The sequence below is a fragment of the uncultured Chitinibacter sp. genome (genome assembly GCF_945957625.1).
GTDB classification, from domain to species: Bacteria; Pseudomonadota; Gammaproteobacteria; order Burkholderiales; family Chitinibacteraceae; genus Chitinibacter; species Chitinibacter tainanensis.
In genome coordinates this window covers 61,525-75,894 of sequence record NZ_CAMFLP010000005.1, presented here as the reverse complement: position 1 = coordinate 75,894, position 14,370 = coordinate 61,525, and the positions used below count along the sequence as shown (strand labels likewise).

General features: G+C 54.7%; 9 protein-coding genes and 1 tRNA gene. 3 read left to right on the top strand and 7 right to left on the bottom strand.

Annotated elements, in window-relative coordinates; all coding sequences use genetic code 11:
* The first annotated feature begins 73 nt into the window (after window positions 1–73).
* Window positions 74–301, top strand: a complete 228-nt coding sequence (locus QV747_RS08135) for a hypothetical protein (RefSeq protein WP_273432128.1) — start codon at window positions 74–76, stop codon at window positions 299–301.
* 376 nt (window positions 302–677) lie between these two features.
* Here QV747_RS08135 and QV747_RS08130 read toward each other — a convergent pair whose 3' ends face one another.
* Together QV747_RS08130 and QV747_RS08125 are read right to left on the bottom strand one after the other, a co-directional pair.
* On the bottom strand, window positions 678–2,123 hold the full coding sequence (locus tag QV747_RS08130) for a hypothetical protein (RefSeq protein ID WP_273432130.1): 1,446 nt from the start codon (window positions 2,121–2,123) through the stop codon (window positions 678–680).
* On the bottom strand, window positions 2,120–6,556 hold the full coding sequence (locus QV747_RS08125) for an ATP-binding protein (RefSeq protein WP_273432132.1): 4,437 nt from the start codon (window positions 6,554–6,556) through the stop codon (window positions 2,120–2,122). Before QV747_RS08125 ends, QV747_RS08130 begins: the two co-directional genes overlap by 4 nt.
* A 789-nt stretch (window positions 6,557–7,345) precedes the next feature.
* Here QV747_RS08125 and QV747_RS08120 point away from each other — a divergent pair.
* The gene (locus QV747_RS08120; RefSeq protein WP_273432134.1) at window positions 7,346–7,864 is read left to right on the top strand and encodes a hypothetical protein; all 519 of its coding nucleotides are present in this window, start codon (window positions 7,346–7,348) and stop codon (window positions 7,862–7,864) included.
* A 224-nt stretch (window positions 7,865–8,088) separates the two neighbouring features.
* On the opposite strand, the gene QV747_RS08115 is transcribed toward QV747_RS08120, so the two are convergent.
* The 5 genes from QV747_RS08115 to rpsU all read right to left on the bottom strand — a co-directional run bounded on the left by QV747_RS08115 (window position 8,089) and on the right by rpsU (window position 12,962).
* Window positions 8,089–8,165, bottom strand: a tRNA-Ile gene (locus tag QV747_RS08115).
* A 14-nt stretch (window positions 8,166–8,179) separates the two neighbouring features.
* Window positions 8,180–10,117: an RNA polymerase sigma factor RpoD gene (gene rpoD, locus QV747_RS08110; RefSeq protein WP_028449266.1), complete on the bottom strand. Its 1,938-nt coding sequence runs from the start codon at window positions 10,115–10,117 to the stop codon at window positions 8,180–8,182.
* A 116-nt stretch (window positions 10,118–10,233) separates the two neighbouring features.
* Window positions 10,234–12,189, bottom strand: coding sequence for a DNA primase (gene dnaG / locus QV747_RS08105; protein WP_273432136.1), 1,956 nt, complete (start codon window positions 12,187–12,189; stop codon window positions 10,234–10,236).
* 9 nt (window positions 12,190–12,198) lie between these two features.
* Window positions 12,199–12,639, bottom strand: coding sequence for a GatB/YqeY domain-containing protein (locus QV747_RS08100; protein WP_273432138.1), 441 nt, complete (start codon window positions 12,637–12,639; stop codon window positions 12,199–12,201).
* A gap of 110 nt (window positions 12,640–12,749) precedes the next feature.
* Complete coding sequence (gene rpsU / locus QV747_RS08095) at window positions 12,750–12,962, bottom strand: 30S ribosomal protein S21 (protein WP_028449263.1); 213 nt, start codon at window positions 12,960–12,962, stop codon at window positions 12,750–12,752.
* 175 nt (window positions 12,963–13,137) lie between these two features.
* Here rpsU and tsaD point away from each other — a divergent pair, with 175 nt between their 5' ends.
* Complete coding sequence (gene tsaD, locus QV747_RS08090) at window positions 13,138–14,163, top strand: tRNA (adenosine(37)-N6)-threonylcarbamoyltransferase complex transferase subunit TsaD (RefSeq protein WP_273432141.1); 1,026 nt, start codon at window positions 13,138–13,140, stop codon at window positions 14,161–14,163.
* The last annotated feature ends 207 nt before the right edge of the window (window positions 14,164–14,370 follow it).

The window sequence follows — 14,370 nt, the reverse complement described above, 5'->3', positions numbered from 1 at the left end:
GACTCCAATACGTGCGCATTGTCATGAGTCAGACCAGACTTAATTGCATTTTCAAAATAAGGAGTCATCAGGTATGAGTACTCCTAATAACGAAGGGAAGGACATTATGTCTCAAGAGAACCGAATAAATCTGGACATTGCGCTTCAGAAGATTCACGAACTAGCGTTAGCAGATGGCGATTTAGGCTACGAATACTGGCATCAGATTGCTCAGCTACTTAAGCGTGCTGCAGTTATGCAAGATGAGATTGATTTTCTCAGCAAAGAACTTGAGCGATGTCGCTCTGGACGCGACAGCTAACCCTCACCAGCGGAGCGACTCCTTAGCAACCGATTGGTCCGCCCGCTCAGCAGCTCGCAGCCAGCACTCTGCCATACCCATCAGCATGGCCGAGGGCCGCATTGGGTCGACTGCAGCCTCCCAGCCCGCAGTCGCTTGGTTGTGCTGTAGCTGAGCTTGAGTGGCTCAACCCAACCCAATACGGACCTTGGCCTTCCATTGGTAGCAAAGTCAGCTGACTGAGGGCAGCAGGCATTCAAGGCATTTGCTGAACACGAACTCCTCGACCGTTACGGACACTCAACCCCGTTGAAAACCCCGTCTGCTTAGAGCAGTAAAGTAGACCTCGGATGTGTCAGCGAAAGTCGGGATGATTCACGTCGCTAATCCTTAGGCTTCATCCATCGTTTTCACCGCTCACGTCGGCAAGGGCGATGGTTCCAAAGCTCTCCGATTTATCCATCGCGCCATAGCCCTGCTTGGCCGCGAAGCGGGTGCAGCGCCAAACGTAAATCCGCATCGGTTCGACGGGGGCTTGAAGCAATAGCAAGTAGGTTCCGCACCTTGGCTTGCCCCCGAGTGGGTAGCTCGGACGCCACGACGTGTTCCAGTATCCGAACTGGGCAAGGTCGGCATCCTCCCGAACGTATTTCAACCTGTCTCCCGATGGCACCAACTTCACAGGAGATGCACTACCGGCTGAGGTTGGCGCAAAGATACCGCGGTTGATGAGCTCAGCCTGCATATAGCCGAAGCGCCTTGGGTTGACGCGCCCCGCAAGCGGGCGAAAGCCCTCAGGTACGGCGCTTTGAGCGCCGGACTTGCTTCGTTCGCACGTTCCTGCCGGGGACAGCCCCTCTCCCATGAGCATCCCGACGTAAGGCTCTACCAGCTCCGATAGAGGCAATGACTCTGGCCAAGGCAAATCAGGACCAGTCCAAAGCGTAGCCGTTGCATCTAGTCGCACGTTCTCGGCAAACTCCGCGCTCCAAGAAATGGCTCCAACAAGTCCTGCCTTGCTTACGGATGACAACACCGAGCGCACGTGCTCTTCGACATCGACAGCAGGAGTCTCTGGATTACTTAGTTTGAGGCCCTCTACTGGCAGCCGGGGTTGAAGCCAAGCCAGACAAGGGTCCAGCGGCAAGGTCGACAGAGAAAACAGTTCAAGAACCTGTGACGGAATACCACCGAACTCACCCGCCACCGCTAAGGTGCGGAGAAACGCCGACCGAGCTCTTGCACTTTGCTCCGTGTAAAACTGGCCCGTGTACTGGTCTCGAGGCGACTCCAGAAAGTGGTCAATGCGGTGACTGTGGTCGGCAACGCGAGCGAGGCTGGCCTGCCACTCGTATGCAAACTGAGTCTGCAGAGGTAATCCTGTTCGCTCCTCAATGAATCGCAAGTCGGACCGGAGTACACGTGGAAATGCCTGTGTTTCCGCAGCAAGAAAATCAGATGTTGGCGAGCTACCGCTGGGGTGTTTCGTGAGCGGAGAAAGGTAGGCTCCCAAATCGGCGCTCGTCGGACAGATACTGCGAAGAAGCAAGTCTGATAACGGGGAACGTGCAGCCACACGACAACCGACGTTTTGTGGACAAACATACGACTGCTCGCGGAGGTTGGCGAGCCAGAATACGAACAGAATCTCCACTGTTTCTGTCTCAAAGCGAGAGCATGCAAGTTCGTGTAGCAACGCGTCCTCTGTGGTCGCGCGCATTGCTGGGCTAGTAAGAAGCAGTGCCAGTTCCTGCATGACCCACCACTTGACCGCCGGCACCGGCCAGCGCATCCGAGCGACGAGCGCTGCGAGTTCGGGACTCACGGTTTCGGCCGAGCTCATGCCCACCTCGGTTTTGGCAGGACAAGCGCACTTGTGTCCGCAATAACGGCATCCGCCATGCATTGTGCAAACGCATTGGCTTCCGCTAGGCGACCAAGCTTGACCAAGAAGAATACCATCATCTCGCCGGGAATAAGCAACTCGCTAGGATTGCCTGCCGTTGTCAGCCAGTTCTTCGCCGACTTTACGATGAACTCGTCTGCTCGGTGTGCAAATAAATGGGCCACTGTCGTGAGCCGCTTCTTTGTTGCCTCCGAGTTTTCAAAAAAGTAACCGAACCATCCTCCATTGTCCATCTGAGCTTTGACCGCCACCGAGAACGTCCGCTCGCTAGCGCCCTCAAGCTCTGCGCAGGTATCCAGTAGCTCATCGAGCAAATGGCGCAAACGGCTATGGCGGTCGGTTTCCGCTAGCACTGCAGCGCTGACGTACTTCGCCAATGTCGATGCCTTTCCCTTTGCTTTCCAATATCTGAACCAGTCACACAAGATGTCTGCTTGGCTGCTGAGCATCGGCTGCATATCTGCAAGAAGCTTGGTAAACGCACTTGGGGGGTAGGCGGCGAAGTCCATCGCATCTCGCCCGGCCTCCTCCGAAGATGCGTCCGAAGTCTGCACAGGTGCGCTCACGGATGCACCCTGTTGCTGCATTGCGGCGCTCGTGACCTTGCCGACAGGGGACTCAGCATCGTTGCTTCGTTGGCATTCCTCTTCAGAAAGCCCTGTATTAGCCAGTGCAAGTAGTTGGTCGGTAGCTTCGCCGCTCGACTCCAGCAGCTGACGCATGCTCGCTTCAGCGTAGTACCAGTCGCCATTGACCACGAGCTCGGCATACTGCTTTGCCAAAGCAGGGCGGTCGAGCTTGGCCAAGAGAGCGGCGGCACTGACTGGGATGTGTCTGGTTCCGCTTCCGTCGGTATATTGAGTGACGCTCGCTACCTGCGGCGCTACGCGCGACAGCAGCAGTCTCACGTTGCCAGGGTCTGCGTCCACAAGATGTTCCAACGCGGACAGGACCTCGTCGAGCGCAGGGTCCTTCCTGTGCCCATAGCCGATGGTGACATCCCAGGCTTGACGACATAAATACCGTGCGGTGTCTATCTCGCCGTACAGAATCAGGAGCTCGCACAAATCCAGCAGGTCCTGCGCAATCGTGCAGGTCTCCTGCAATTCAGAAACTGCCAGTTGCGCTCGCCTGGCCACGACAGACAGAATCAGCTCGTTAGAAAAAACCCGCAGGCCATACGACAATGCGAACGTGGGGAATGCCCCAGCGTGCAGCCATGGCGATTTCTCCGCAGCACTCCAAGAGTGAGCCTCGATGATGTGCGCCCCGCCTACAAGGATACTCAGCAGGTGCACATCCAACGCAACGCGCAAAAGCGCTCGACGGAAATCACTAAGAGCATCCTGTTGCTGGTAGCTGAGGCTCGTCGGCTCAGGCACTTCATTGAAATGGTCGAATATCGCTTCAAATGGAACGGGCGCGCCGGAACGGAAAGCTGCTGCGACCTCTATAGTGAATCTTTCCAGTGCCTCAAGGTACTCCGTCAGATTTGCATGGTCCCCGAACTCTGGCGCCTCCGGCCAGCAGAAATCACCGTCGGTGTGGAGTTGCAGGGAGAGAGAGCGCAGGAACCAGTCACGTACCAACTGGTAAAGCATGTGACGCCGGGTGTCCATGTCTGTGCTGCGGTAGACATCGGATGAAGCTGGAGCAATTGATAAGGAGCTAAACGGCGCTCCTTTTAGTGCGCCGACAATTGACGCGAACGAGCTGTGGCGAAACTCAGTAAACTCCTCCCAGGCCGTGATGTCCGCCCCCGTGTGCAAAGCAATTTCACACGAGAGGTCTTCGAGCATCCGCCGCACGTTGGGGACTTTCGATTCACGCCACGTCTCAACTATCAGTGGGAGATTCGCACCTTCTCTCAGATGGTCCGCCAGTCGAGCAGCGCCCCAGCTAGGCATGTGGGTGAATTCTGTGGCCAGCACCTTCGGGTTACGCGACACGCCCGACTTTATCGCTGCATGGCTAAGTTGCAGTCGAGCTACAACCGACTCCTTGTTGCCGTATCGCGGGTTTAGACGCAGCTCACTGTTCCATCGGTCAATTGCGTATCGCCCTGTATCTCTAGCGCGAGCCTCGTCCCCGCGTTCTTGGAGCGAGAGTGCGAGCCAAGGCAAGGCCGAGGTGTCGAGCTGATTTCGAGCGACAAACGCATCTTGGATTAGCGTTGCATCAGAGGAGACGGTCCAGGCAGCCCGAAGAAGGCGCGGAGCGTAGTCAACTTGGAACTCTGGGCCATTCAGCAGCCTTGTTTTTAGAGCTCTGTGCCGATAGGCCTCACCGTAGTTGCGTTCCGCAAAAGCAGCTTCTTCCGCAACCGTGAGCATCCGGGTCAGCGAGGTGATGGCGTAGCCCTCAACAAGACGGTCGAGCACCCAATCCCGTGTCAGACCATTTCGCAAGGGTTGCGAGTTTCCGAGCCTCGCTAGGACCAGCCAGTGCCAAGTGTTTTGCAGCCGTTTCGGAGCGCGGGTGCGCAGCCATTCTTCTGCGCGTGGCAACAGAACTAAAACCTGCCTAGCGTGCTCCTCCTCTTCCTTGATGAAGACGACTAGGCTTTCATGGAACGGTTGCAAACCGAGGCCGGTTTCAAACAGAAGGTGCCGCACCCCCTCAAGTGTGAGCAGTCCGGGGTCCTTGCCCAAAGACATATCTTGAAATGCTTGTGCGGGCCAACGGAAGTTGAAAGCACTCAGCAGATGCAATACATCGCGTTGTGCGTAGGAGAGCTTTTGCCAAAGCGCTCGGTAGTAGTTCCGAATGTCATCGCCTGGGCACTCGGGCAACTCCCGAATGTCATACTCCGAGGGATGCGGCGTACGACTCAAAAGTTCTTCGACCGAGTAAACAACATGCAATGGATGGCCATGGGTGCGTTCGTACAAGGCCGAAGCACACCTCGCCAACTCTGACTCTTCTATCGATGACCGAAGCTTCCACCGTCCTCCACGGACTTGTTTCATCACGTAGCCATGAACCGCATCACCAGACATAGTGGGTAGTTCTCGCCAGCTATTGCGCGGAGACGCCCGCACCAATGGGTCCGGCAGTTGCTTATCAGCTACCGGCTGAGTTCCGACGAGGAGGAATACGTTCGGGGGTAATGGCAACAGTTGCTGAAACAGCTCATCGAGCGGACGCACATCTTTCCCATTGTCACGCCACACATGGTCCAGTCCATCCATGATGACAACGAAAGGCATCCCGTCAGCGGCCCATGCTGCGCCACATTCCTTGAGTGTTCGGTACAGTCCTTCACTCCTGTCCGTGTCAACATTTCCCGCCAGTCTTCCGCGTGCTACGAAGCTAATTTGGCTCAGGAGAGACCGACCAACTTGGGCTGGTGTGAGCCGGTCTCCACTGCGGTCCTCCAGAGAAAGGAAGTAGTGGTGGCGAATTACAGGAACTTTTTTTGCAGTTAGCTGCTCAGCAAGGTAGCTGATATACGTACTCTTGCCACGACCAGGGGGACCGTAGAGTGTTAGGACTCCACCCTTGCTCGCGGAAATGTCAGCCATGATTGCTTCATGAAACGACAGATTTGGCGGTTCATAGCCTTCCGGCACGAGGAAATCTTGCGGTATCGGAGATGGCTTCGCGAGTGACAGCTCACCCCTGACTACATCGAGCGTTATCCAGCCATCAGGCGGGGGGCTTTCCTTGAAGCAAGCCCAGTCGGGAGCTCGCATCAGCAGACGGTTTATGCCGTCCATCGAATATCCCATCGAACTGAGCTGCGCCATCACAGCAGCCTCTAAGCGGATAAAACTCTGCTCGCTGTGCCGGACCTCCAGCGTGCGAAGGAAGCCCTGAGCTGCGTCGGCAGACCCAAACTGCTGCACCAGTTGAGCCTGAACGGAACTCGGAGCACGCTCGAAGTTGAGATGCATTCCATCGAGACTGCTTTCAATGTCCCGGTCCGGCGTACGGTTCGTAACCAGTGCCACTGTTCCCTGTCGCTCTGCAGGGATGGCCGATAGTGCCTTTGCCCACTTCTGAATGAATGACTTAGGGGTCTTGGCAGCGGAGTCGGGTTTGAGCAACCAATCCCAGGTGAGAAGACATCCGTTGGCGGCTTCGGGCGGGGTGTACTTGACCTGCAGATAGTCGAAGCGTCCATCGGCTCTCTCAGCAACAATGTCGTCCAGCCCCTGAGGGCCGATGGCCTTGTCGTCGCACTCGAAACGGACACGAGTTAGCAGCGAGGGCGAGCTCAACCAGTCCGCCAGCACCTTGACGCCAAAAAGCGACTGAAATCGGTAACCCGCAAAGGTGGTGGCTGAGCCCTTAACTCGTTCGTTTCTCATAATATTTGAGATGAGTGCCTTCTTTATTATTTGAATTGCCTTGGGTTTAGAGGACACCCTCTTAGCTCAGTCGCATAACCTTATTGCACATGCACCGACTTTATGTAAAGGCTAAATATCGTTTATCTAACACACTTGATACCGACGGCAAAATATAGGTAGTACCGCTCCGCACCTCGGAATTGAGCGCTATCAACTGGAAGTGATGGCTAACCGACGAATTGTCGCCCAACCCTCGCCTGAGTAGCAAGGTCCACTGTGCTCGACGAGCCGGAATTACCCCTACGGCAGGTTTCGGAGCCAAGCTGCCAGCTGAAGGACTGCTTATCAGTCGTGCTCAAATACCGCTCCTGGCCGACTGCGGCCTGTCGCATATTTTAACCCCGTACATCTAAGTGAACTGCAATCCAACTTTGGCTGTAGCTAAATTGGTAAGCTGAGTGGCTACCTGCGATATGTTTGGGTGGATAAATTGCACTAGAAGTTGCACTCGACAAACTTTGTCGTAAATATTAAAGCAATCCCCCTATTAAAATAGGACTCTTACAGACTTCACCTTAATTTTGTTATTTTATAATCCAATACAAATCAACACTGTAGTCAACGCAACCTTACCAACTTAATTGTTTTAGAACACCAGCCGCTTAAAACCATCAATATCGATGGCCCTAGGCTAGAACTTGCCACAGGGCCATCGCCCCCGCCTTCCAGAGCCTCGTCAAGCGTATTGCTTGGTGCTTTTAGAGTTAATTTTGCTACGAACCGCCCAAGCAATCACCCTAGAATCCGCCCCTACGCTGATGACATAAAACCTAGGGGCTAACGCCCCAGCTCTGGAAAAACACGATGTTCAAACTCAAATCGCTGGCGCTCAGCGCCCTTGCCATCGCCACCCTCAGTGCCTGCGGTGGTGGCGGTATCAGTATTGGCCCAATCCCGAGCCCCAGCCCTTCGCCCAAAAATAGCTGGCAATTACTAATCAATGGCACCACAAAAGAAGTCAAAGAGAATGATCTGCTTGAGCTGCGCGTGTATGTTTGCCAACTCAACACTATTTCGCCGTTAGATTATTTCAGCCAATACCACTCGCCCAATGGCCAACGCGAAAGCATGGCGCTCACGGGGCTCAACGGCAATAGCAGCGGCGATCCAGCTATCCGTTTACCGGTTTATATTAAGGCGGTGACAGCAAATCGCTATCAAGTGCCAGATACCTGGCTACGCATTAATGCAGGCAATAAAGCCCAAATTCCAACTGAGCTAAGCCCGACGATTAATTTTAATGGTGATAACCATTTCAGCATTACACAAAGCAATGGCATGACCCAAGTGCAAATTCAGCCCGGTAGTTGTCCTTCCAGCTAAATGAGATCCAAAAATAATGGCGCCCTTGGCGCCATTATTTTTGAAGGTCATCTTCTGCAGCTTCGCAAATCCTCGTGCCATGCGAAGCATATTTGCACTAGCAAAAACTCACCTCCTCATAACAGATCTTCATCAAGTTAGACACTTGTATCCACTTACAGATTGGGGAGTAGCCTGAGAGCGAAAAAAAAAGGGCTTAGCCGAAGCTAAGCCCTTGATTTCTTTGGTAGGCCCTGCGGGGCTCGAACCCGCGACCAAAGGATTATGAGTCCTCTGCTCTAACCGACTGAGCTAAAGGCCCGAAAGGTGAGCATTTTACTGGTCGCTGGCGGCGTTTTCAATAAAACTCTTCAATCTTTCTGAACGAGTTGGGTGGCGCAACTTACGCAGCGCCTTGGCTTCAATCTGACGAATCCGTTCACGTGTTACGTCAAACTGCTTGCCCACCTCTTCCAGCGTGTGATCGGTGCTCATATCGATACCAAAACGCATGCGCAGCACTTTGGCTTCGCGTGGTGTCAGGGTATCGAGCACTTCGCGGGTAGCCTCACGCAGACCGGCATAGACAGCGGCATCAGCCGGCGCCATATTGTTCTGGTCTTCGATAAAGTCGCCCAAGTGCGAGTCATCGTCATCACCGATTGGAGTTTCCATCGAAATCGGCTCTTTGGCGATTTTCAAGATTTTGCGAATCTTGTCTTCCGGCATTTCCATGCGGATCGCCAATTCTTCCGGCGTGGCTTCCAAGCCAGTTTCCTGCAAGATTTGCCGCTGAATGCGGTTCATCTTGTTGATCGTTTCGATCATATGCACCGGAATCCGGATCGTGCGCGCCTGATCGGCAATCGAGCGGGTGATCGCCTGACGAATCCACCAGGTGGCATAAGTCGAGAACTTGTATCCACGGCGATATTCGAATTTATCCACCGCTTTCATCAAGCCGATATTGCCTTCCTGAATCAAATCCAGGAATTGCAGACCGCGGTTGGTGTATTTCTTGGCAATCGAAATCACCAGACGCAAGTTGGCTTCGATCATTTCACGCTTAGCACGGCGGGCCTTGGCTTCGCCGGTGCTCATCTGCCGAGAAATCTCTTTCAGCTCTTTAATACTGATTTTTGATTGCTCTTGCAGTTCGTTGAGCTTTTGCTGCTTTTCCATGATCGCGTGCTTGTAACGGAACATCACGCCCGAATACGAATGCTCGGCCGAGACTTCTTCGTTCACCCATTCCATATCTGTTTCCCGACCCGGGAATACTTTAATGAAATGATCACGCGGCATACCAACCCGACGCGTACACAGATCCATGATCTGGCGTTCGTGTGTACGGATGTCATCCACCATCGAGCGCATCACATCGCACAGTGACTCAACTTGGCGGGCCGAGAAACGGATGGTCTGGAATTCATCCGCAATGGCTTGCTGGTGTTGCTGGTAGGCTGGATTGGCTGTACCACCGCTCGCCAGCGCTTGCAGCATTTTGTCGTACAGATCACGAATCAGCAGGAAACGCTCGCGCGCCTGCTCTTTCAGAAGCTCAAGGTTGGCGCTTGATGCAGCAGCAGCGCTATCGCCATCGTCGTCTTCTTCCTCGTCTTCTTCATCGCCTTCTTCGATGGCATCTGGATCGGGCAGATCAGGCTCTTGCTCTTCTTCTTCCACCGCGTTCGGGTCGATAAAACCATCAATCACATCATCGATGCGGATTTCATCGCTCAAACCTTGATCAACCAGATCAATGATCTGGCCAATCGTGGTTGGGCAAGCGGAAATAGCGGTAATCATGTGGCGCAGGCCGTCTTCGATCCGCTTGGCGATTTCAATTTCGCCTTCACGGGTCAAGAGTTCCACGGTACCCATTTCGCGCATATACATGCGCACAGGGTCGGTGGTACGGCCAAATTCGGCATCTACCGATGACAGCGCGGCCTCTGCTTCTTCGGCGGCATCTTCATCAGCCACTGCAGCAGGCGCATCCGACATCAGCAGGTCTTCGGCATCTGGCGCCTCATCGTAGACCTGAATGCCCATGTTGGAGATCATGCTGATGATGCCTTCGATCTGTTCGGCATCCAGCATGTCTTCTGGCAAGTGATCGTTGATCTCGGCGTACGTCAGGTAGCCGCGCTCCTTGCCGAGAACGATCAGGGATTTGAATTTCGCTTTGCGCGCTTCAGGGTCGAGTTTCTCAACCGCTTCCTTGCCGCTCAATTCAGGATTTTCTTTGTCGTGTTTTTTATCTGCTGCCATGACTCTACTTGATGTGTCTAGCAAAACCGAAAATTATACCAGAGTTTGGGGGGGCTGTCGCCCCTGCTACCATGGTTACTATCCCCAAGCCACTGTGTTTTAATGGGGCTAAGGGCTTATTTTTTCAACAATAACGCCAGATACTCGGCACGTTCGGCGTCGGTTAACCCACCGTGTGCATCGCGGTATTCCAGCTCGGCCTTTCGATCCAGTGTAGAACCCCGCCGCTGGGTTTGGGCGGCATTGTGCAAACTGTCACAAAATTCTGCCTGCAGCTCATCGTGGGCAAATTTATCAAACATGCCCTGCGAATCGCGCTGCACTTGTTGCAAACGCGGATAAATCGGCGCGCCGCGCCAATGTTCCAGCAAAGCCGTCGAGCTTATGTCAGCCTGATTGCGAATATATTGCAGCACTTCACGCACTAGCCCCACCTGCCCTTCCAGGCCCCATGCCAGCTCCAGCGCGTCACTCCCCGCGACTAGCTCCGGGCGCTGCACCGCAAGTTGCAACACCCGCAACAAGGGGTCTTGTTTGGGTCGTGGCGGCAGACTGGGCGGGCGTTGCTCGCGATCGCCAAAACGGCCATTGCGCCACTGCCCTTTGCCACTACGTGGCGTCCAGCCACTGTCACGCCCATCCCGACCCGCTCGCGCACTGCGCCATCCGCGATTGCGCTCGAATGGCGCCGCCGGCGCGTAGCCGGATGCAGCCTCGGCATATACACCACCCGAGTATTGCGCCACAGGCATTTCATTAGCTTGCCTAGACGAAGATACCCCAGATAAAACCTGGCTCATCTCGTCCATGGTGAGCTGGCACAGCTCGGCCAAGCGCTTGCTCAGCATTAATTTCAAGATCGGGGCGAGATTCAGCTGTTCAAGATAGGGCTGCGCCAAGCGCAACAACTTGGCTCGCCCCTCTTCCATCGTGAGCTCCACCTGCGCCGACAGCTCTTTGAGCAAATACTGCGAGAGTGGCAGCGCCTCTTGGGTGATCAACTGCTCAAAGCGCGCCTGCCCAAATTCCTGCACATACGAATCCGGATCGTGCTCGGCCGGCAAAAACAAAAACCGTAGCTCTTTGCCATCGCGCACTTCGGGCAAGCTGTTTTCCAGCGCCCGCCATGCGGCGCGACGGCCTGCTTTATCGCCATCAAAGCCAAACACCACTTCATCCGCCAGCTTGAGCAATTTGCGAATATGCTCCGGCGTGCAGGCAGTACCGAGCGAGGCCACCGCGTATTCCACACCATGCTGATGCAGCATCACCACATCCATATAGCCTTCGCATACCAGCACCCGCCCGCGATCGCGGATCGCCGCCCGCGCTTGCGGCAAGCCATATAGCTCACGGCCCTTTTCAAACACCGGCGTTTCGGGCGAATTCAGGTATTTAGGCTCGCCCTGCCCCATAATCCGGCCGCCAAAACCAATGATTTGGCTACGCTGATTCATAATCGGAAACATCACCCGATCACGGAAGCGATCATAGCGACGCTTGGTCTCTTCTTTGTCGATCACCAAGCCGGCCTCAGCCAGCAGAGCATTCCAGTCGTAATCCGGAAATGCCGCTTTTAAAGGCTGCCAATCTTCCCCGCCTGGCGCAAAACCCAAACCAAATCGCGCCGCGGTTTTACCGGCCACACCACGTTTTTTGAAATATTCAATCGCTGCTGGCGAGGTTTTGAGCTGCGCACGGTAAAAATCGAAGGCGGTTTTTAAGACATCAAAAATCCCGGGCGCTTTTTGCTGCGCCGGGCTAGGCGGCCTGTCTTCGCTCGGCACCGTCATGCCCACCGATTCGGCCAACTGCCGCACCGCATCCGGAAAGCTCAGCGCCTGATGTTCCATCACAAAGCTCAGCGCCGAGCCATGCGCGCCGCAGCCGAAGCAGTGATAAAACTGCTTGGTGGGGCTCACCGTAAACGAAGGAGATTTTTCTTTGTGAAACGGACAGCAGGCCATGTAATTCTGGCCCGCTTTTTTTAGCGGCAAATAGCGCTCCACCACGTCGACAATGTCCACGCGGTTGAGCAAATCCTGAATAAAATCCTCAGGAATTCGCGCCATTGTCGCGACTTAACCCAGGCGCGCTTTAATCAGCTTACTCACCTCAGCCAAATCGGCGCGCCCAGCCAGTTGCGGCTTGAGTGTGGCCATGATTTTGCCCATGCTTGCAGGGGTTGCCCCATGCTCGGCCACGGCCGCGTCGATCGCAGCAGCGATTTCTTCGGCACTGAATGGCTGCGGCATATAGTCGGCCAGCACCAGCATTTCGGCCTTTTCTTTATCCGCCAGATCTTTCCGCCCCGCTGCCTCAAACTGGCTGATACTGTCTTTGCGCTGTTTGAGCATTTTTTCGATGATGGCCGTGATGTCGGCATCGCTCAGCTCAATACGCTCATCCACCTCACGCTGTTTCATGGCAGCCATCAACAGCCGAATGGTGGCCAGACGGTCAGCCTGCTTTTCCTTCATGGCGGTTTTCATATCGGCAGTGATTTGTTCTTTCAGGCTCATGGCAAACTCCAGATCAACGGCAGCAACGGGGAAAAGCTCATACTACTGCGCGAATAGAAAATAAAAAAGGTCGCGCAGGGCGACCTTTTTCGGACTGGCAGTCGAAACTCTTAGTAGAGTTTAGCTGGCAGTTGCTGGCTGCGCAGACGCTTGTGCTGACGTTTAACAGCAGCAGCGAGCTTGCGCTTGCGCTCAGCGGTTGGCTTCTCGTAGAACTCGCGAGCACGAAGTTCGGTGAGCAGACCGGTTTTTTCAACAGCACGCTTGAAGCGGCGCATCGCTACTTCGAACGGTTCGTTTTCTTTAACGCGAACTGAAGGCATTAATCGAATCCTGTGGTAAATAAAAGCCAGAAGCTGGCCGGAAATCTAGTAAAGGGGTGCATTATCCCTGAAAACCACCCCACTGTCAAAACCGTTTCGCAGCAACAGACTTTATTGTTGCGCCCATGCCCGCTACCATAGCAACTTATCTTGTTTAAGCCAAAGAGCGCACAGCATGCTGGTATTAGGAATCGAGTCTTCCTGCGACGAAACCGGGGTAGCCCTGTACGACACCGAAGCGGGTTTGCTCGCCCATCAGCTCCATACGCAAATGGCGATGCACAGCGAATACGGCGGCGTAGTACCCGAACTCGCGTCGCGCGACCATATTCGCCGTGTTCTACCACTGACCACCGCCTGTCTGGCCGAGGCCGTCCGCAGCCTAGAGCACATCGACGCCATCGCCTACACAGCCGGCCCCGGCCTTTCTGGCGCGCTTTTGGTGGGAGCATCGGTCGCCAATGCGCTGGCCTTTGCGCTCGACAAACCCACTATTGCCGTTCATCACCTCGAAGGGCATTTATTATCCCCCTGCCTAGCCGACCCCGCGCCGGCTTTCCCGTTTGTAGCGCTCCTGGTATCGGGTGGCCACACCCAGCTGATGGCAGTACACGGCGTTGGGCGCTATGAATTATTAGGCGAGACGGTGGATGACGCCGCTGGCGAGGCGTTTGATAAATCAGCCAAACTACTGGGCCTGGGCTACCCTGGCGGCCCAGCGCTTTCCAAACTAGCCGAGCAAGGGGATGTGAACCGCTTCACCCTGCCACGCCCCATGCTGCACTCCGGCAATCTGGATATGAGTTTTTCGGGACTAAAAACCGCCGTATTAAATCTAGTGAATGCGCAAAGCGAGCTAGACACCCAAACCCAGGCTGACATTTGCGCCGCTTTTCAGGCCGCCATTGTTGAAGTGCTAGTCAAGAAATCACTGGCCGCGCTCAAACAAACCGGTCTGCAACGATTGGTCATTGCGGGCGGCGTGGGCGCCAACCGGCAACTGCGCGCCGCGCTGGACGAAGCGGCCGCCCGCCGCAAATACACCGTGTATTACCCGCCCCTGGCGCTCTGCACCGACAACGGCGCGATGATTGCCTACGCCGGCGCTCAGCGTCTGCAGCATCAACAAACCGCCGGAGCTTACAGCGTACAACCTCGCTGGGATTTGGCCAGCCTCAAGGCGATTTCAATCACACAGTGAACGTCAATACATTCTTTACATCAAAACCGACGAACGGCAGTCAGTATTAGTAAACCCTGTTTGATAAGACGGTCAGCGCCACGTAAAATTTGCCAGCATCATATGTGATTGATTTCTGACCGATTGAAAACACACATAAATTTACTACTTCCACTACAGAGATAACTTACACATGTTGGTAAAATCAATTCTGGCATCAACGTTTTT